We start from the raw sequence: 19,460 nt of genomic DNA on the forward strand, positions 1-19,460 counted from the left end.
AATTGAAGGTCGGCCCGCTTTACGTAGCCGCTGCCGAAGGCTGCGTTCGGCAGCGCAGCGGTCGTAAAACCTGACGACGCGATTCAACCTGGATGATGAGCCGTCTGGATTGCGAGCGCTGCGCACTCGAACGCAGCCTTCGGCAGCTGCTACGGGTTCTGCGTCGCCCTTACTTTCAGCACTTCACCCCCGCCGATCCAGCAGATTCACTACTAGCCGATCCACCCACCCCCAAACCCGCTGTTTGACCCGTCGCCACAGCGGCCGGGTTCTCCACGCTTCAAGGCTGACCACCTGGCTTTGGGCAAAGTCCGCCTCAAAACTAGCCGCCACAGCGCGTGTCAGGTCAAGATCGAGCGCCTCCAGATTGGCTTCCAGATTGAAGCGCAGAGTCCAGTGATCGAAGTTGCACGAACCGATGCTCACCCAGTCATCGATCAGCACCATTTTCAGGTGCAGAAAGCACGGCTGATACTCGAAGATCTTCACGCCGGCCTTGAGCAGACGCGGGTAGTAGCGATGCCCGGCGTAACGCACTGACGGGTGATCGGTGCGCGGCCCGGTGAGCAGCAAACGCACATCGATGCCGCGCGCTGCGGCTCTGCGTAACGAACGACGGACTTTCCAGGTCGGCAGGAAGTACGGCGTTGCCAACCAGATGCGCCGCTGCCCGCTGTTCAAAGCGCGAGTCAGCGATTGCAGGATATCCCGATGCTGACGGGCGTCGGCATAAGCCACCCGGCCCATGCCCGGGCCTATCGCGGGTACCTGAGGCAGCCGTTGCAAGCCGAAGTTCGAGGCAGGCTTCCAGGCCCTGCGATGACGGTTGGCGATCCATTGCCGGTCGAACAGCATCTGCCAGTCGAGCACCAGCGGGCCGGCGATTTCCACCATCACTTCATGCCATTCGCTGGTGTCCTCGCCAGGGGTCCAGAACTCATCGGTGACACCCGTGCCGCCGACCACCGCCAGACGTTGATCGACCAACAGCAGCTTGCGGTGATCGCGGTAAAAGTTGCGCACCCAATGCCGCCAGCTCAATCGATTGTAGAAACGCAGCTCGACACCGGCATCGATCAATCGGCTACGCAAACTCAAGGTGAAGGCCAGGCTGCCGTAGTCATCGAACAGGCAGCGCACGTGAACACCGCGCTCGGCCGCCTGCACCAGCGCCTGGACCATCGCTTCGGCGCAGGCACCGGCCTCCACCAGGTACAACTCAAGCTCCACCTGACGCTCGGCCCGGGCAATTGCCACCAACATGCGTGGGAAGAAACTCGGCCCGTCGATCAGCAGTTCGAAGCGGTTGCCTTCGCGCCATGGGAATACTGCGCCGCTCATGTCAGCGCGCCGTAAAAATCAGCACCGCACCCACCGGCACCGAGAGACTGATCGCCGACAAACCGGCGGCGTTGCGTAACGTGGTCAGGCCTGGCGCCAAATCAAAGTCTTCGGCATTGAGCACCAGCGGCTCAAGGGTGACCACCTGAAAACGCCGGTCATCAAGCCTTGTGGCCAGCAGCTCAGCGTTGTAGTTCTGCTCTTTGCCGTGGAGTTTTACCGTCAGTGGCAGCCGCAGTTCGAGCTGTGCGCCGGGGGCCAGATCCTTGATGGGCTGTAGATTGATTTGTGCCGTGATCAGCGCCTGCGGGAAAGTCTTGATCTCGAACAGATCTTTGCGCATGCGCTCATCGCGCAGTGGAATCCCGCTATTGACCGACTCCAGCTCGACCTCCACGTGCGCCATGCCCTTGAGATTGATCTTGCCGTGCAGCACCAGAAAGCGCTGAACTTCAGAGATATGGGCGTTCTTGGTGGTGATAAAGGACAGCCGTGAAGACTCGCCATCCAGATACCAACTAGCGTGGGCGGGCAAAGCCGCACAGAGCGTCAGCAGGAAGGCGCACAGTTTGAACAGCGAAGCGTTGGGCATAACAACTCATGGGCAAATAAACCTGAGCCGAACCTTAGCTGTCCTTGGGGCCGTTGCAAACCGTCCATTGCTTGCAAGGGACTGCGAGCTAGCAGTTCAAGCGAATACCGAGTCCAGCACAACCCCGGTGGCGAGGGGGATTACCCCTAGCCACACAGCGCTGCGAAAGCACCCTCATGCCAACGCATGCTGCACATCACGAATGGTGTTGGCCAGACTCGCCAGATGCAGACTCAACACCCGCTCCACCGGCGCCTGATCCATCGGCCAATGCAAAGCCATACTGCCGACCAGCCGGCCATTGGCACGAACTGGCAGGGCCACTGCACGGATCAAAAAAGGAAGGCGCACCGGGTATTCCCAATAGCCTTCCGTGCGTTGACCGAAGCCTTGATGCTGGGACTGTTCGCACGCACGGTACTGATCCTCCAGCGCCACTTGATCACGGCCGGCCAGGCGCTCTACCTCGCTGCAATCAAGCTCGGCCAGGCAGGCCTTGCCCATCGCCGAATGAAACAGACTGGCATGCTGCCCGACGATCTGGCAGTTGTTTGGATAGCGCTTGCGCAGCACCGTGGGGATCGAACTCTCCATGACCTCCAGACGCTCGCCATCGAAGCTCGACAAATCGGCAACCAACCCCGTGCGCTCACTCAACGCCAGCAGCCAGGGTGCCGCACTCTCCACCAAATGGCGTTTGAAACGCTGCTGGCTGTCGCCGAACAGACGCCTGGAACACAACCGATAGCGTCGGTCGCTCAGACCCCGATAGATCCAGCCCTGCTCCTGCAGGGTCAGCAGCATCCGAGATACCGTGGCCTTGGGCAGCGCCGTCAGGTAATGCAGTTCTTCCAGGCCCAGCTCCTGATGCAGCCCCAAGAGCTCGACGATCGCCAAGGCCCGTTCGACTGAACGCACACCGCCGGTTTCTGCCTTGCTGTCCATGTTCCGACCTCCCTGATACCGGATGGATGATCGCTTTACGCAGCAAGATGCGGGCCCGCTGACTGATCGACAGAGTTGTTATGACCGCAGCAAGCAGGTGGGCGGCTGACGTTTGACCCACCGAGTCAGTTGTTCATGAGCATAGGCCAATTGCAGGACGGCCCGATCAGCCTGGGCCGGACCAATGATTTGCAGGCCCATCGGCAACCCGGCCGGGTTGAAACCCACCGGCACGCTGATACTCGGCAAGCCCGCCAATGTCGGCCCGATCACCACCTCCATCCAGCGGTGATACGTGTCCATTGCTCGCCCCTCGACGACGCGCGGCCAGTGCTGTTGTGCATCGAAAGGGAACACTTGGGCGGTCGGCAGCAGCAGAAAATCGTAACGTTCGAACAGCCGGCTCAAGGCGCGATACCACTCGCTACGACTCTGAGAGGCCTGATAGACATCAGCCGCACTCAGTCTCAAACCGCCCTCGACTTCCCATTGAGCCTCTGGCTTGAGCAAGCGGCGCTTCTGCGGATCGGCGTAAAGCGTCCCGAGGGCTCCCTGAACCAACCAATGCCGATGCACCAGCCAGGTTTGCCATAACCGCTCCATGGAAAAGTCAGGCTGGCAGGGTTGGACCTCGCAGCCCAACTCAGCGAAGTCGGCCAGTGCGGATTCGCACAGGCTCAACACCCCGCTCTCCATTGGCAAGTAACCCTTGTAATCGCCCAACCAGCCTAGCCGCGCCCCGCTGAAATCACGCTCAAGCGGTTCGGCAAAAACCCTCGGATCCTCCTTCAGCGACAATGGCACCCGCGAGTCGAAGCCGGCCTGAGTGCTCAACAACCGAGCGACATCAGCGACACTGCGGCCCATCGGCCCTTCGGTGGCCAACTGCTGAACAAATACCTCGGGGGCCGGCCCGTGAGGAACCCGCCCTTGGGAAGGTCGAAATCCGAACACATTGTTGAACGCCGCCGGGTTGCGCAACGAGCCCATCATGTCACTGCCATCGGCCACCGGCAGCATGCGTAAGGCCAGGGCCACCGCCGCCCCGCCGCTGCTGCCACCGGCAATCAGTCGCGGGTCGTAGGCATTGCCGGTGGTGCCAAACAGGCTGTTGTAGGTCTGCGAGCCGAGGCCGAATTCGGGGACGTTGCTCTTGCCGATGATGATCGCCCCGCAGTCCCTGACTCGCGCCACACTGATGGCGTCGTGTTGCGGAATCTGCTCGGCGAACAACGGCGAACCCATGGTCGTGCGCAGGCCGGCGGTGGCCGCCAGGTCCTTGATCGCCTGGGGCATGCCATGCATCCAGCCCTGGGACTGCCCCTTGTCCAGTTGCCTGTCGCGCTCATCCGCCTCGGCCAGCAGCACCTCACTTGGACGTAACGAGACCAACGCATTGACCTGCGGGTTGAAGCGCTCGATCTGTGCCAGATAAGCCAGCATCACCTCGCGACAGGAAACCTGTCGGGCATGGATCGCCCGCGACAACTCGTTAGCATCCAGTTCAACGATCGGGTTGTGCCAGGGGCACCGGTGCTCAGCAGGATTCATCAGGGCTTCACCCCATTGGAAAGTGGCAGTGCGGCAGATTTCTTTTCCCGCACAGCTTCATGCATGCAATAAGTGCCCAGCAATGTCAGCAAGCAGGCGAACAGCACATAAAATGCCGGCGCAACGGGGGTATCCATTACCTTACTGAGCCAGGTCACAATCAGCGGCGCAAAACCACCAAACACCATGACCGCCACGTTGTAGGCAATAGAGACACCTGTGGAGCGCACCTCAATCGGAAACTGCTCGGCCAACGCGGTAGGCGCCGGGCCGAAAAAGCCGCCGATGGCGCTGCACAACAGCAGTTGCATCACCAACAAGCGTTCCACCGAAGGCGCTGCTGCCACCCAGACATACAGCGGATAGACCATCACAAAAAATGCCAGGGTGAAGGCCATTAATACCGGACGTCGCCCAAGCCGATCCGACAACGCGCCGGACAACGGAATCACAATAGTCATCAACGCCACCGCGAGCATCTGCACCAGCAGTACCTGGTCCAGCGGCAAACCGAGGTTCTTGTGGGCAAACGTCGGCATGTTCACCAGCACCACATAGAAAGACACCGTGGCACCGCAGGCCAGACCCATGGACACCAGAATGCTCCGTCGATAATCACGAACCACCTCCAGCAGCGTCGGGCTCGGCCCACGCACGTTCTTACGCGCCTCGATAAACGCTTCTGGATCTTCCATGTGTTTACGGATCCACAACCCCACCGGACCGATCAGCAAGCCGAGGATGAACGGCAGCCGCCAGCCCCAACTGTCGAGCGCTTCAGGCGTGAACAGATGAGTCACCAGCGCCACCATTGCCGCGCCGCAAAACACCGCCAGGCATTGCCCGACCAGTTGCCAGGAACCGTACAAACCTTTTTTGTTCGCGGGTGCACTTTCCACCAGAAAAGCCGTGGCGCTGGCGTACTCGCCACCGGTGGCAAAACCCTGAAGCATTCGCGCCACCACGATCATCAGCGGTGCGCCCATGCCGATGGCCGCGTAGTTCGGCGCGAAGGCAATCAGCGCGATGGAAACCGTCATCAGTTGGATGATCAGTTGCATGGCCGCCTTACGCCCTTTGCGGTCCGAATACATACCCAGCAGGATGCCGCCCACCGGGCGCATGAAAAAACCCACACCGAAAGTCGCCAACGCCATCAGCAGCGAAGCGTAGTCATCCTCGGAGGGGAAAAACTGCCGGGCGATGATGCTGGCGAGAAAGCCGTAAACGATGAAGTCATACCATTCCAGTGCATTGCCGATCACGGCGGCGACCACCTGACAGGTGCGTGAAACACCGGGTTTGGAAATGTGCATGGGAACTCTCCATTAACCTGTTCGGGAAAAAGCGGACGCAGCTCGACTGCACCCGATCCAGCGGCAGAAGACAGAGGGAAATCAGGCTGGCTTGAGCCAGCTCTCGGTCAGTGCGCCCCAATACGCCGCGCCCGTCAGGAGAATGTCGTCGTTGAAGTCGTAGCCTGGGTTGTGAACCATCGGCCGCGCCAGTCCGTTGCCGATAAACAGGTAGCTGCCGGGACAGCGTTGCAGCATCCAGGCGAAGTCCTCGCTGCCCATCAGTTTTGGGGTATTGCCATCAACCGCCTCGGCTCCGATCAGCGCCACCCCGACCTGGCGGGCGAACTCGGTTTCTTCCAGGCTGTTGACCAATACCGGATAGGCCGGCCGATGTTCGATCTGCGCAGTGCAGCCATAACTTTCAGCCTGAGCAAGGATGATCGCCCGCACTCGATCCAGCATTTGCTCGCGAACCGGTGCGTTCAAGGCCCGCAGACTCAGGCGCAGAATTGCCTGTTGTGGAATCACGTTGGCCGCTTGCCCCGATTGCAACGCACCGACGGTGACCACCGCCGCCTGCTGCGCATCGATATTGCGCGCCACCACCGTTTGCAACGCCATGACCACACTGGATGCAGCCACCAGAGGGTCGACGGCCAGGTGCGGCATCGAGCCGTGGCCGCCGACGCCTTCGATCGTCACTGTGAGCAAGTCCTGAGAAGCCATCATCGGCCCTACGCGAAATCCCAGGTGCCCGGCCGGCAGCCCCGGCATGTTGTGCATACCGAACAGCGCATCACAGGGAAAGCGCTCCAGCAAACCGTCGGCAAGCATCGCCTCGGCGCCGCCCTGGCCCTCTTCCGCGGGTTGGAAAATCAGCGTCAGGGTGCCATCGAACTGACGCGTCGCCGCCAGATAACGCGCAGCGCCCAAGAGCATCGTGGTATGCCCGTCATGTCCGCAAGCGTGCATGCAACCGCTGTGGCGACTGCTGTAGGCAACACCCGTGTTTTCGATGATCGGCAAGGCATCCATGTCAGCCCGCAGGCCCAGCTTGCGCGAGCTGCTGCCATTGCGCAGCACACCGACCACACCGGTTTTACCGACACCGGTATGCACGTCATAGCCCCACTCTTCGAGGGATCGGGCCACCAGTGCCGCAGTGCGGTTTTCTTCGAAGCCGAGCTCCGGGTGGGCGTGAATGTCCTGGCGGACCGCGTGCAGGTCGCTGGCGACGTCGTTAAGCCAGGCAAAGATGTGCTGGTGTCGAGTCATGGCGTATCTCCTCAGGGCCGGGTGTATTCCCGTTCTTTTTTTCGGAGCATTTCACGACGTAGCAAGGCACTGTCGTGGCTCACCGTCAGATAACCGCGAGCCAGACTTGGGGACAATCAAATGTGGTTCCACAGGGTGGAACCTCATGGCGAGGGAGCACGCTCCCTCGCCACACAACCAGCATGATTATGGCAATAGCCGGCAACCCTGACGGGCACCGAGCCAGGCGGCGGTATGGCTGCGCCCCATACCGCTGGCGGTCACTCGACGTTGTTGGATGTCATCCAGGAAACCGCTGGTGGGCAGGTATTGCTTCACGTAGGTACGGCAATACTCGGCCGGGTTGCTCATCACATACCGGCAAGAGCAGTATTCCTTGGCGGTGTAGGCGCCAATGATGTCCGGGAAAGCCTGCAACGCCACCCGCTCCTGCCAGACCCAGGCGAGTAGCGCCAGAATCAGCAAACCCAGCAGGCTGCTGAACGGTCTGCGTCGGACAAACCTTTGGCGGCTCATGGCTGCACCTGCGGGGCAAAAGCGCCCAACGCGCGCTTGAGTAGTTCGTTGTGCCGGTAGCTACCATCGCGATCATCGCCATAACGCACGATCACCAGGTTCTCGCTGGGGATGACATACAACGCCTGCCCCCAATGGCCCAGCGCCGCGAAGGTATCGGCGGGCGCGTCTGGCCAGGGTTTGGCGGCGCCATCGACGGCACGATTGAGCCACCACTGACCGCCCGGCACGACCTCATCCTGCTTGGCTTGATAGTGAGCAAAAGGTTGACGATTGAACTCGACCCAATCCTTGGGCAGCAACTGGCGATCGCCCCAACGACCGTCGCGCTGCATCAGCAGACCGACCCGCGCCAGATCGCGGGCCGTGAGGTAGGCATAGGATGAGGCGACAAAAGTGCCGCTGGCATCGGTTTCCCACACAGCGTTGCGAATACCCAAGGGCTCGAACAATGCGGTCCATGGATAGTCCGGATACTTCGCGCCGAGCATGTCCTTCAGTGCAGCGGATAACAGGTTGCTGTCACCGCTGGAATATCGAAACGCCTGCCCCGGCGTACTGAACTCGCCATGGCCAGCGGTGAACGCCGCCATATCGCTGCAGCCACGTGTGTACAGCATGGCCACCACCGATGACTTCAATGGGGCGTATTCATAGTCTTCCTGCCAATCCAGACCCGACGCCCAGTGCAGCAAGTCAGCCATGGAAATCGCCGGATGCGTTTGCAATGGCAAATAGAATTTCGCCACCGGGTCCTGCAACGCAAAGCGCCCTTCGCCGTAGGCCACACCCAACACCGTGGCCATCAGGCTTTTGCTGATGGACCAGGTGAGATGCGGCGTATCGGCGGTGGTCGGCCCGGCATAACGCTCGTAGATCAATTGACCGTCGCGGATCACCAGCAAGGCATCGGTGCGGATGCCTTTATGGGTGGCGTCGTCCCGGGTTTGAAAGGCGTAATCCTCCAGCGCTTTCAGCGCCGGACCGGTAACCTGAGGACCTTGGGACCATTGTTCAGCAGGCCAGTTTTCGGCGACGGCCTGAACGCTCATGAAAAGCAGCACAAGCAGCAGGGACAAGCCTTTGAACATGGCGGGCACTCAGGAAGATCAACCTACTGAGCTTAGTCGAGATAGATGACAGTTTTGGAAGTAATACCAAGGACCGTTGGCTGCGAGAATCCTGTAGCCGCTGGCGTAGCCTGCGTTCGGCTGCGAAGCGGTCGTAAAACCTGCAATCGCGTTTCTTCAGACAAAACGCATCTATCGGATTGCGACCGCTACGTCCGGATGCAGCCCAGACCGAACGCAGCCTGGCGGCAGCTGCTACGAAAAGCGAGCGTTCTCAAGTCCCCCATTTCAACTCGCCAGCGCCTTTGCTAGTCGCTTGGCCCGTGCCCCAGCGGCCAGATCCAGCACCGCCCGATCACGCCCCCACAGCACCGCCCATTCCGGCGGGCCATCGGTGAACGCTTCGTTCAGCTCAGACTTGAGCGAATCAAATTGCGCGAACAAACCGCCCAGCAACACATGCCCGGCTTTCGAACCCGGATTCTGCCGACTGACTTCCGCACACCCGGCCAGCAGCGCCAGCAGCCGCAGTTGCAGGTTCTGCGGCCAATCGCAGTCCCGACCGACGCCATGCAACCAGGCGCTCATGGCACTGTGCACATAGATGTCTTCCAAGGTGCGGAACGGTTTGACGTAGGCGTCCCAACCATCCCCAGCCAGCAACTCGCAGAGGGCACTGTCGAGAAACAGGCGGCTGTGGCTGATGTCCGGCATCAATGGGATGGCCGGCAATTTTTCCAGACGTACGCCGGGCTCTCCGGGGTAAACCACCGCCAGACTCAAACGCGGTTGTTCACCCGCCTCTTCGCAGCGCGCCGCAATCAATAGCCAGTCCGCCGCATCGCCGGCAGTGACGAAGTCCTTGCGCCCGCTCAGTCGCAGGCCATCAAGGCGGGTCTGCATGTCTGCCGAGCGCAGACTACGTTGTTCGGTCGCGCACAAGGCTCCCAGGCTCGGCGGCGCGCTAGGCCAAAGCATACGTAACGCGGCCTGATAGCCCACCAGAAACGCCAGCCCCGGCGTCGCCATCAGCTGGCCGCCGCGCACCGCCAATTCGAACGGCGTCACGCAGCCCAACTGCTGCAACAACGTTGAATAACCTTCGGCCAGATCCGGGTTGGCGGGCAAACGTTCGCAACGGTTCAACAGGGCTTGCCAAGGCATAAACGGTTCCTCAAAGGGCTGTCATACAAGCATCACCAAAGCTTCATGGGGATGACACCGCGGCTACATAGCCTGACTTTGCACAACAAAGTCGATCGGCTGCAACCCAAGACGGGTGAGTAGCCCGTACGGAGATTCGCAATGACTCAGATCGCCCGCATCAGCGACACCGGCAATGAACGCCGCCTGCAAGCCGAACGCCTGATCGGTGCCGAGGCATTGCAGGAAGCCCAGGCCTTGCGCTTCAACGTTTTCAGCGGCGAGTTCAACGCCAAGCTTAAAGGCGCGGAGCTCGGTCTGGACATGGATGACTATGATGTTCACTGCGCCCACATCGGTGTACGTGACCTGAACACGGGTCGTCTGGTTGCCACCACTCGCTTGCTCGACCACCAGGCCGCCAGCAGTTTGGGGCGCTTCTACAGCGAAGAAGAATTCAGCCTGCACGGCCTGGTACACCTCAAAGGCCCGATCCTGGAAATCGGCCGCACCTGCGTTGACCCGGCGTATCGCAACGGCGGCACCATTGCCGTGCTCTGGGGCGAACTCGCTGAAGTGCTCAACGAAGGGGGTTACAGCTACTTGATGGGTTGCGCCAGCATCCCGATGCAGGACGGCGGGATTCAGGCCCAGGCGATCATGCAACGCCTGCGCGAACGTTACCTGTGCACCGAACACTTGCGCGCCGAACCGAAGAAACCGCTACCAACCCTCGACATCCCGTCCAACGTGATCGCCGAAATGCCGCCGCTGCTCAAGGCTTACATGCGCCTGGGGGCGAAAATCTGCGGCGAACCTTGCTGGGACGAAGACTTCCAGGTCGCCGATGTATTCATCCTGCTCAAGCGTGACGAGTTGTGCCCGCGTTACGCTCGCCACTTCAAGGCGGCAGTCTGATGAGCCGGTTGCGGGTGTACGCGCGGATTGCACGGGTGCTGGTGGTGGTCGCGCTGGGGTTGAGCATGGCCGGCCTGTTCGGTCTGTTTGAGCGCATGGGCGTGGCCAACTCCATGGTCCGGCGTCAGCGCTGGTCACGGTTTTTCATGGCACGTCTGGGCAATGCCCTGCCCTTTCGCGTGACCGTTCAGGGTGAATTGCCGCAACAGCCGATGCTCTGGGTCAGCAACCATGTGTCATGGACCGACATTCCGTTGCTCGGCATGCTGACGCCACTGTCGTTCCTGTCCAAGGCCGAGGTGCGCACCTGGCCGGTCGCCGGTTGGTTGGCGGCGAAGGCTGGCAGTCTGTTTATCCGTCGTGGCTCGGGCGACAGCCAGTTGATCCGCAAACAGATGAGCCGTCATCTGGAGCAAGAACACCCGCTGTTGATGTTCCCGGAAGGCACCACCACCAACGGCCGCTCGCTGCGCACCTTCCACGGCCGCTTGTTATCTGCCGCCATCGATGCCGACGTTGCCTTGCAACCGGTGGCGATTCGGTATTTACGTAACGGTCAGATCGATCCGCTGGCACCCTTCATCGGTGATGATGACCTGCTGTCACACCTGATGCGCTTGTTCGCCAATGATCAGGGCGAGGTAGAAATCCACCTGCTCAAACCGATTGCCTGTCATGGTCAAGAACGCGCCGCCCTGGCCTTTCAGGCGCAGCAAGCGGTGCAAATGGCCTTGTTTGGAGAGGTTGTTCAGCCTGCTGAACCGCGTCGTGTCGGCGAGCTGGTCGCGGCTTAGGGAATCGACGATAAACCTGTAGGAGCCGAGCTTGCTCGCGATGGGGTCACCGCGGTCTGTCTGATGACCGCATCATCGTTCATCGCGAGCAAGCTCGGCTCCTACAGGGATCGGTGTGCAAACACCTGAAGCTGCGGATAAAACACCCGGAAATCCTCACTCAACGGCTCATACAACTTTTCCAGTTCCTGCATGGCGCTGGCGAGTTCCTCCGGGCGTGACAAGCGCCGTGAGATGCCCCGGAGCACTTGCTCCAGCACCGCAAAATCCCGATACGAACCCAACCAGTCATTCGCTGCCATGTATGGCGCAATCTGCGCCAGTCGCCCTGGCAACTGCGGTTCAGCGGCCAGTACCCGGTAAACGTCCGAAGTAAAACTCTCCAGCGGCCGGTCGGCATACAACGCCCAATCCCGTGCCAGACAGTGATCGAAAAAAACATCAAGCACGATGCCGGCGTAACGCCGCCGCGTCAGCAAAAACCGTGACAGCGACTGACCGACCACCGGGTGGCGATCGGTGAACACATCAATATGCCGATGCAGCGCAATGGCCGCCTCGATCTCCGGATCGAACTGCCCTTGCAGCCGCCCTTTGACGAAGTCGCCATACAGGCTGCCGAGCAGTTGACCCGGGCGCTGGCCGCCAAGGTGTAGGTGTGCGAGATAGTTCATAGAGCCCAGCTTAGCACTGCGCCACCAATATCATTATAACTCGATATGTCGATTTATGCTGATCCCAGATCAAAATCATATTGGTATATCGCGAAATAGCGATTTAAAGTTCGCCCCATCGCGATATAGCGTTTTACTCACCCCGAGCACTGCCATGACCATCGACCTCGACGAAATAATAAAAGCCCTGGCGCACCCAGTACGGCGAGACATCCTCAACTGGCTGAAAGACCCGAAAGCTCAGTTCCCCGATCAAACCCACAACCACGAGTACGGCATCTGCGCCGGACAGATCGATCAACGCTGCGGCCTGTCGCAGTCGACCGTGTCCGCTCACTTGGCGACCTTGCAGCGTGCGGGGCTGATCACCAGCCAGAAAGCCGGTCAGTGGCACTTCTTCAAACGCAACGAGGATGTGATTCAGGAATTCCTCCGCGCCATCAGCAAAGAGCTCTGACCCAGAGCTTTTACAAGGATTTAAACATGCCCCTCTCGCTAATCATCCTGGCTCTGAGCGCCTTCGCCATCGGCACCACCGAGTTCGTCATCATGGGCTTGCTGCCCGAAGTGGCGGCCGACCTCGGTGTGTCGATTCCCGGCGCCGGCTGGCTGGTGACCGGCTACGCCCTGGGCGTGGCCATTGGTGCGCCATTCATGGCACTGGCCACCGCCAAACTGCCGCGCAAGGCCGCACTGGTAGCGTTGATGGGCATCTTCATCGTCGGCAACCTGCTGTGTGCCCTGGCCAGTGACTACAACGTGCTGATGTTCGCCCGGGTCGTGACGGCCCTGTGTCACGGCGCCTTCTTCGGCATCGGCTCGGTGGTGGCTGCCGGCCTGGTACCCGCCAACAAACGCGCCTCGGCCGTGGCCTTGATGTTCACCGGCCTGACCCTGGCCAACGTGTTGGGTGTACCACTGGGCACTGCACTGGGTCAGGAAGCCGGCTGGCGTTCGACCTTCTGGGCCGTGACGGTTATTGGTGTGATCGCGCTGATCGGCCTGATCCGTTTCCTGCCAGCCAAACGCGATGAAGAAAAACTCGATATGCGCTCGGAACTGGCCGCCCTGAAAGGTGCCGGGATCTGGTTGTCGCTGAGCATGACCGCGCTGTTCGCCGCGTCGATGTTTACCCTCTTCACCTACGTTGCACCGCTGCTGGGCGACGTCACCGGTGTTTCGCCCAAGGGCGTGACCTGGACCCTGCTGTTGATCGGCCTCGGGCTGACCGTGGGCAACATCATCGGCGGCAAATTGGCGGACAAGCGCCTGGCGGCCACCTTGATCGGGGTCTTCATCTCCATGGCGGTGGTTTCGACCCTGCTGAGCTGGACCAGCGTCGCGCTGATCCCGACAGAAATCACGCTGTTCCTCTGGGCCACCGCCTCGTTCGCCGCCGTTCCGGCCCTGCAAGTGAACGTGGTGACCTTCGGCAAAGCCGCACCGAACCTGGTGTCGACCCTGAATATCGGCGCCTTCAACATCGGCAACGCACTCGGCGCCTGGGTGGGCGGCAGCGTGATTGCCCACGGTTTCGGCTTGACCCGCGTGCCTCTGGCCGCTGCAGCACTGGCGGTCCTCGCCCTGCTGGTGACCCTGATTACTTTTCGTCAGAGCGGCAATGCCGAGCTGGCCCCTGTTACCAACTAATCATTAAGAGGGTTGTATCCATGACAACTATTTTCGATCCCATCAAACTCGGCGACCTTGAGCTTGCGAATCGCATCATCATGGCACCGCTGACCCGCTGCCGCGCCGATGAAGGCCGTGTGCCGAACGCGCTGATGGCTGAGTACTATGTACAACGTGCTTCCGCCGGGCTGATCCTCAGCGAAGCCACTTCGGTCACGCCAATGGGCGTTGGCTATCCCGATACTCCGGGCATCTGGTCCAACGACCAAGTGCGCGGCTGGAGCAACGTGACCAAAGCAGTACACGGCGCAGGCGGCAAGATCTTCCTGCAACTCTGGCACGTCGGGCGGATCTCCCATCCGTCTTACCTGAACGGCGAAGCGCCAGTCGCACCGAGCGCCATTGCGCCTAAAGGTCATGTCAGCCTGGTGCGTCCTCTGGCCGACTACCCGACCCCGCGTGCACTGGAAACCGCTGAAATCGCGGACATCGTCGACGCCTACCGCGTGGGTGCCGAGAACGCCAAGGCCGCTGGTTTCGACGGCGTGGAAATCCACGGCGCCAACGGTTACTTGCTCGACCAGTTCCTGCAAAGCAGCACCAACCAACGCACCGACATCTACGGTGGCTCACTGGAAAACCGTGCACGACTGATGCTCGAAGTAACTGACGCGGTGATCGAAGTCTGGGGCGCTGGTCGTGTCGGCATGCACCTGGCGCCGCGGGCCGACTCCCACGACATGGGTGACGAAAACCTGTCGGAGACCTTCAGCTACATCGCTCGGGAGCTGGGCAAGCGCGGCATCGCCTTCATCTGCTCCCGTGAGAAGGAAGGCGCCGACAGCCTCGGCCCACAACTCAAAGCAGCTTTCGGCGGCCCGTACATCGCCAACGAACGCTTCACCAAAGATAGCGCCAATGCCTGGCTGGCCAGCGGCAAGGCCGATGCGATCGCCTTCGGTGTACCGTTCATCGCCAACCCGGACCTGCCGGCACGCCTGAAAGCCGATGCACCGCTGAACGAAGCACGCCCAGAGCTTTTCTACGCCAAGGGCCCGGTCGGCTACATCGACTACCCCGTGCTGTAAACGAAACGCGCTAAAGCAAAAAGCCCCGACTCGTGAGAGCCGGGGCTTTTTTGCATATGCCAATCGCCGCAAATCAATCGCTGATCGGGCACCCTGTCGCCGCTTGCAGTTCTTCCAGGCTCACACCCGCTGCCAGCTCCACCAGTTTCAGGCCTTGTTCAGTCACGTCCAGCACCGCCAGATCAGTAATGATCCGGTCCACCACACCGACGCCGGTCAACGGCAGGTCGCACTTCTTGAGCAACTTGTGGCTACCGCCCTTGGCGGTGTGTTCCATCAATACCACCACGCGCTTGACCCCAGCCACCAGGTCCATGGCGCCGCCCATGCCTTTGACCATTTTGCCCGGGATCATCCAGTTGGCCAGATCGCCGTTCTCCGACACCTGCATGGCACCGAGAATCGACAGATTGATGTGGCCCCCACGGATCATCGCGAAGGAGTCGGCACTGTTGAAAAAACTGCTGCCAGGCAAGGTCGTAATGGTCTGCTTGCCGGCGTTGATCAGGTCAGGATTGACTTCATCTTCAAGCGGAAACGGACCGATACCAAGCAAACCATTTTCGCTCTGTAGCCAGACGTCCATGCCTTCGGGAATATAGTTGGCCACCAGCGTCGGCAAACCAATACCAAGGTTGACGTAGAAACCGTCCTTTAATTCTTGAGCGGCGCGCTGCGCCATTTCTTCACGAGTCCAGGCCATGATCAGGCGCTCCGCACAGTGCGTTGTTCGATGCGTTTTTCGGGGGTCGCGTTGAGCACCAGACGCTGCACGTAGATCCCCGGCAAGTGAATCTGATCGGCATCCAGTTCGCCTATCTCAACGATCTCTTCCACTTCGACAACACAGACTTTCGCCGCCATGGCGGCCAGTGGGTTGAAGTTGCGGGCAGTCTTGTTGAACAGCAGATTGCCCGACTTGTCGGCCTTCCAGGCTTTGACCAGCGCCACGTCGGCTCGTAGCGAGCGTTCCATCACGTACCACTCGCCATCGAACTCACGGGTTTCCTTGCCTTCGGCCACCAGGGTGCCGTAACCGGTCTTGGTGAAAAACGCCGGGATGCCCGCACCACCCGCGCGAAGTTTTTCCGCCAGGGTGCCTTGCGGAGTGAACTCCAATTCCAACTCGCCGGCCAGGTACTGACGCTCAAACTCTTTGTTCTCGCCAACGTATGAAGAAATCATCTTGCGGATCTGCCGGGTGGTCAGCAGTTGGCCCAGTCCGAAACCGTCAACCCCGGCGTTGTTACTGATCACCGTCAGGCCACTTTTGCCGGTATCACGTAAGGCGGCGATCAAGGCCTCAGGGATACCGCACAACCCAAAACCACCTACGGCAAGGGTCATGCCGTCTTCGACGAGACCTTGCAGGGCGGATTCAGCACTCGAGTAAATCTTGTTCACATGTTTTTCCTCGAATTCACCACGACCCGCAGGCATGCGGACGCGGCCTGTTTGCTCTGGTCGGGAGGAGCTAGAACTATCAGCGCCCCCCTCCCCCGATTCGGCTGCTTCGTCAGCTTAGCCCTTGCGCTGCCCCCAAGCCACGGCAAGACCGCTCAGGCAAATCACCGCGATTCCGATGATGCCGAACATATCCGGCGTATGGTCAAAGATCAGGTAGCCGTACATTCCGGCAAACAGAATCTGCCCGTAGCTGAACGGCGCGAGCATCGCCGGGGCCGCGTGGCGGAAGGCTTGGGTCAGCAACATATGGCCAAGCATGCCGCAGGTCCCCAGGCCGATCATGAACAGAGCGTGAGGCAGTGTTGGCGTACTCCAGAAAAATGGCACCAGCGCGCTCATGATCAACGAGTTGAGAATACCAGTCAGGAAGTTGCTGGTGGTCGGACTGTCGATGCCGCTGAGTTTGCGGGTCAGCAGTTGATAGAAGCCGAAACACAGTGCCGAGCACAGTGGCAACAAAATCGCAGGAGTGAACAGTGCCCCACCTGGCCGAACCACAATCAATACCCCGACGAAACCGGCCAGCACTGCGACCCATTGGCTGCGCGTTACCTGTTCGCCCAGCAGCGGGACGGACAGCGCGGTGACCAATAAAGGCGCGAGAAAGTTGACCGAAGTGGCTTCCGCCAACGGGATATAGCGCAAGCCTGTGGTGAAGAACAGGCTGGTGCCTATCAGGCACAGTGCGCGGAGCAACTGCAAGCCTGGGCGTTTGGTGCGCACCACCGCCGAAAACCCTGTGCGCGGCACGAAGATCACCAGCATCAACAGCGTGTGCACCACATAGCGTGCCCACACCACCATGACGATGGGGTAGAAAACAGAAAGGTATTTGGACAGCGTGTCGTGACTTGCGAACAGCAAAACCGCCAGGCAAATCAGTGCAATGCCTTTGGCCGGTTGCTCAGCTCCTTTGAACAACGGGGTTTTCACACTCATTCACACACTCGCAACAAATTCTCTACAAAATAAGTAGTTGGCTATCTATCAAGATAAAGCCAGCACGTATATAAAAGCACCCCATCGAGACAAGGCGAGCGAAGGTCTGATCTTCGCTCGCCTTAAAGGTTGACACAACTGGACTCAATTACGCATTTTGTCTTAATTGCGCAGACTAGGGCTCAAGCGCAGCATATCCAACCCGGTATCGACCCAGCGCTCGGCTTCTATGTGCAGTTGAAAACTGTCAGGTGCCAACAGCCACTTGTAAAGGATGCCGTTGATGAACGCATGCATGCTGACCGCGGCTCGAGCGGTATCGAGATTCTCGGGAAGTTGCCCACGATTCACCGCATTACGTAACGCCAGCCCGATACGCACATTGCAATCCAGGCTGGCCGCGCGGCGCTGCTGGCGCAGATCGCACATTTCATCGGTGAATTCGCACTTATGAAACAGAATCTCATTAATGCGTCGGGTCTTCGGGTCCAGGGCAACTTGATGAAACAAATGAATCAGCAGCTTGCGCATGCAACCCAACGGGTCGAGCTCCGCTTCATTTTCACTGGCCCTGGCCATCTCATCCAGCGGCTCATGCAAGGTGTCGAGCATGGCCTGAACCAGATCCGCCTTGTTACTGAAATGCCAATAGATGGCCCCGCGCGTGACGCCAGCCAGCGCCGCAATATCCGCCAGCGTGGTACGCGCCACACCTCGCTCATAAAAGGCTTTCTCTGCCGCTTCGAGTATCTGGCTACGGGTTTCTTGAGCTTCCTCTTTGGTACGACGGACCATGTCAGTACAACCTCAATCGGGGTGCTTCAGCGATGTTTGAAGATCATCTGAATAAATATGGGGCGAAGTCTCTTGGCTCTCGTCCCCGGCCTACAATTCACACCTTTTACGACTTTTGTAACCGGATCGGTACGCAGCCAAGGTATTTACAAACAACCATGAACGTAAGTATAGTCCTTAGCAAGCTACTTATCTACTCAGCGCACTTTTTTTACCCTTCCACTTTTCTTGTGCGCATTTTGCGTGCCTGACCCGAGGATTTTCATGCAACTCAAGCCAGCTGTTACCGCTCTGGTCACTGCCGTCGCCCTGGCATCGCTGCTCAGCGGATGTAAAAAGGAAGAGGCAGCACCTGCCCCTCAAGCCCCTCAGGTCGGCGTAGTTACCCTTCAACCACAAGCCTTCACCTTGACGTCCGAACTTCCGGGCCGCACAACGGCGTACCGCATGGCGGAAGTCCGCCCTCAGGTCAACGGCATCATTCTCAAGCGTCTGTTCAAGGAAGGCGGCGACGTCAAAGCCGGCCAACAGCTGTACCAGATCGATCCGTCGGTCTATGAAGCCACCCAGAAAAGCGCCGAAGCGAACCTGCAGTCGACCAAGTCGATTTCCGATCGCTACAAACAACTGGTCAACGAGCAAGCCGTAAGCCGTCAGGAATACGACACTGCCGTGGCCAATCGTTTGCAATCGGAAGCAAGCCTGCAAAGCGCACAGATCAACCTGCGTTACACCAAAGTGCTGGCGCCACTCTCCGGTCGTATCGGCCGTTCTTCAGTCACCGAAGGTGCGCTGGTCAACAGCGGCCAGACCGACGCCATGGCAGTGATTCAGCAACTCGACCCGATCTACGTCGACGTCACTCAGTCGTCGGTAGCGTTGCTTGAACTGCGCCGCGAACTGGAAAGCGGTCGCCTGCAAAAGGCCGGTGAGAATGCCGCCATGGTCAAGCTGACCCTGGAAGACGGTAGCCAATACAAACAAGACGGCAAACTGGAGTTCTCCGAAGTCTCGGTCGACCAAACCACGGGGTCCGTGACCCTTCGCGCCGTCTTCCCGAACCCTGACCACACTCTGCTGCCGGGCATGTTTGTCCACGCGCAGTTGCAGGCCGGTGTGAACAGCGCCGCGATTCTCGCCCCGCAACAAGGCGTGACCCGCGACCTGAAAGGCACTCCGACCGCTCTGGTAGTTGGCCCGGACAACAAGGTCGAACTGCGTCAGCTCAAGGCCAGCCGCACCGTCGGTAGCCAATGGCTGATCGAGGATGGCTTGAAGGCGGGTGACCGTCTGATCACCGAAGGTCTGCAATTCGTTAAACCTGGCGTTGAAGTCAAGGTGACTGAAGCGACCAACGTTTCGGCGAAAAACCCGGTTCCTGCACAGGCAACAGTCAAAGCTGCTGGCGGCAAAGGGGAGTAA

At 59.8% G+C, this 19,460-nt stretch carries 20 protein-coding genes; 6 read left to right on the plus strand and 14 right to left on the minus strand.

Features of this window, described 5'->3' with window-relative positions:
- Positions 1–183: 183 nt before the first annotated feature.
- The 9 genes from ACZYSM_RS15850 to ACZYSM_RS15890 form a co-directional block, all read right to left on the minus strand.
- Positions 184–1,341 (minus strand): phospholipase D-like domain-containing protein, encoded by a 1,158-nt coding sequence (locus ACZYSM_RS15850; protein ID WP_489072421.1) that lies wholly within the window; start codon positions 1,339–1,341, stop codon positions 184–186.
- A gap of 1 nt (position 1,342) precedes the next feature.
- On the minus strand, positions 1,343–1,933 hold the full coding sequence (locus tag ACZYSM_RS15855) for a YceI family protein (protein WP_489072422.1): 591 nt from the start codon (positions 1,931–1,933) through the stop codon (positions 1,343–1,345).
- 174 nt (positions 1,934–2,107) lie between these two features.
- Entirely contained in the window at positions 2,108–2,878 is a 771-nt protein-coding gene (locus ACZYSM_RS15860; protein WP_489072423.1) for an IclR family transcriptional regulator, read from the minus strand.
- A gap of 78 nt (positions 2,879–2,956) precedes the next feature.
- The gene (locus tag ACZYSM_RS15865; protein WP_489072424.1) at positions 2,957–4,429 is read right to left on the minus strand and encodes an amidase; all 1,473 of its coding nucleotides are present in this window, start codon (positions 4,427–4,429) and stop codon (positions 2,957–2,959) included.
- Complete coding sequence (locus ACZYSM_RS15870) at positions 4,429–5,745, minus strand: citrate-proton symporter (protein ID WP_489072425.1); 1,317 nt, start codon at positions 5,743–5,745, stop codon at positions 4,429–4,431. Before ACZYSM_RS15870 ends, ACZYSM_RS15865 begins: the two co-directional genes overlap by 1 nt.
- 81 nt (positions 5,746–5,826) lie before the next feature.
- The gene (locus ACZYSM_RS15875; RefSeq protein ID WP_489072426.1) at positions 5,827–7,002 is read right to left on the minus strand and encodes a M20 aminoacylase family protein; all 1,176 of its coding nucleotides are present in this window, start codon (positions 7,000–7,002) and stop codon (positions 5,827–5,829) included.
- 186 nt (positions 7,003–7,188) lie between these two features.
- On the minus strand, positions 7,189–7,518 hold the full coding sequence (locus ACZYSM_RS15880; RefSeq protein WP_489072427.1) for an amidase: 330 nt from the start codon (positions 7,516–7,518) through the stop codon (positions 7,189–7,191).
- Positions 7,515–8,609, minus strand: a complete 1,095-nt coding sequence (locus tag ACZYSM_RS15885) for a serine hydrolase domain-containing protein (protein ID WP_489072428.1) — start codon at positions 8,607–8,609, stop codon at positions 7,515–7,517. Before ACZYSM_RS15885 ends, ACZYSM_RS15880 begins: the two co-directional genes overlap by 4 nt.
- Positions 8,610–8,876: 267 nt before the next feature.
- The gene (locus tag ACZYSM_RS15890) at positions 8,877–9,752 is read right to left on the minus strand and encodes an acyl-CoA dehydrogenase middle domain-containing protein (RefSeq protein WP_489072429.1); all 876 of its coding nucleotides are present in this window, start codon (positions 9,750–9,752) and stop codon (positions 8,877–8,879) included.
- Between the two features lie 141 nt (positions 9,753–9,893).
- On the opposite strand from ACZYSM_RS15890, the gene olsB reads away from it, so the two are divergent.
- Together olsB and ACZYSM_RS15900 are read left to right on the plus strand one after the other, a co-directional pair.
- A complete protein-coding gene (olsB, locus tag ACZYSM_RS15895) occupies positions 9,894–10,649 on the plus strand; it encodes an L-ornithine N(alpha)-acyltransferase (RefSeq protein WP_489072430.1) in 756 nt (251 codons plus the stop codon).
- Entirely contained in the window at positions 10,649–11,443 is a 795-nt protein-coding gene (locus tag ACZYSM_RS15900) for a lysophospholipid acyltransferase family protein (RefSeq protein ID WP_489072431.1), read from the plus strand. Before olsB ends, ACZYSM_RS15900 begins: the two co-directional genes overlap by 1 nt.
- Before the next feature lie 101 nt (positions 11,444–11,544).
- Here ACZYSM_RS15900 and ACZYSM_RS15905 read toward each other — a convergent pair whose 3' ends face one another.
- Positions 11,545–12,117 (minus strand): acyl carrier protein phosphodiesterase, encoded by a 573-nt coding sequence (locus tag ACZYSM_RS15905; protein WP_489072432.1) that lies wholly within the window; start codon positions 12,115–12,117, stop codon positions 11,545–11,547.
- Positions 12,118–12,271: 154 nt separating this feature from the next.
- Between ACZYSM_RS15905 and ACZYSM_RS15910 the strand changes: the two genes are divergently transcribed.
- Genes ACZYSM_RS15910 through ACZYSM_RS15920 form a run of 3 tightly spaced genes read left to right on the plus strand, consistent with a single transcriptional unit; the run spans position 12,272 to position 14,837 of the window.
- Complete coding sequence (locus ACZYSM_RS15910; RefSeq protein WP_489072433.1) at positions 12,272–12,574, plus strand: ArsR/SmtB family transcription factor; 303 nt, start codon at positions 12,272–12,274, stop codon at positions 12,572–12,574.
- A gap of 26 nt (positions 12,575–12,600) precedes the next feature.
- Complete coding sequence (locus ACZYSM_RS15915; RefSeq protein WP_489072434.1) at positions 12,601–13,767, plus strand: MFS transporter; 1,167 nt, start codon at positions 12,601–12,603, stop codon at positions 13,765–13,767.
- Between the two features lie 20 nt (positions 13,768–13,787).
- Complete coding sequence (locus tag ACZYSM_RS15920; RefSeq protein WP_489072435.1) at positions 13,788–14,837, plus strand: alkene reductase; 1,050 nt, start codon at positions 13,788–13,790, stop codon at positions 14,835–14,837.
- Positions 14,838–14,910: 73 nt separating this feature from the next.
- On the opposite strand, the gene ACZYSM_RS15925 is transcribed toward ACZYSM_RS15920, so the two are convergent.
- The 4 genes from ACZYSM_RS15925 to emhR all read right to left on the minus strand — a co-directional run bounded on the left by ACZYSM_RS15925 (position 14,911) and on the right by emhR (position 18,038).
- Entirely contained in the window at positions 14,911–15,540 is a 630-nt protein-coding gene (locus ACZYSM_RS15925) for a CoA transferase subunit B (RefSeq protein ID WP_489072436.1), read from the minus strand.
- A gap of 2 nt (positions 15,541–15,542) precedes the next feature.
- Positions 15,543–16,241, minus strand: coding sequence for a CoA transferase subunit A (locus ACZYSM_RS15930; RefSeq protein ID WP_489072437.1), 699 nt, complete (start codon positions 16,239–16,241; stop codon positions 15,543–15,545).
- Positions 16,242–16,358: 117 nt separating this feature from the next.
- Positions 16,359–17,243 carry a DMT family transporter gene (locus tag ACZYSM_RS15935; RefSeq protein ID WP_489072438.1) on the minus strand — a complete coding sequence of 295 codons (885 nt, stop codon included), beginning with the start codon at positions 17,241–17,243 and terminating at the stop codon, positions 16,359–16,361.
- A gap of 162 nt (positions 17,244–17,405) precedes the next feature.
- Positions 17,406–18,038, minus strand: coding sequence for an efflux system transcriptional repressor EmhR (emhR, locus tag ACZYSM_RS15940; protein WP_489072439.1), 633 nt, complete (start codon positions 18,036–18,038; stop codon positions 17,406–17,408).
- Positions 18,039–18,302: 264 nt separating this feature from the next.
- Between emhR and emhA the strand changes: the two genes are divergently transcribed.
- Positions 18,303–19,460 (plus strand): efflux RND transporter periplasmic adaptor subunit EmhA, encoded by a 1,158-nt coding sequence (gene emhA / locus ACZYSM_RS15945; protein ID WP_489072440.1) that lies wholly within the window; start codon positions 18,303–18,305, stop codon positions 19,458–19,460.

This window comes from Pseudomonas sp. F220 (assembly GCF_057813935.1).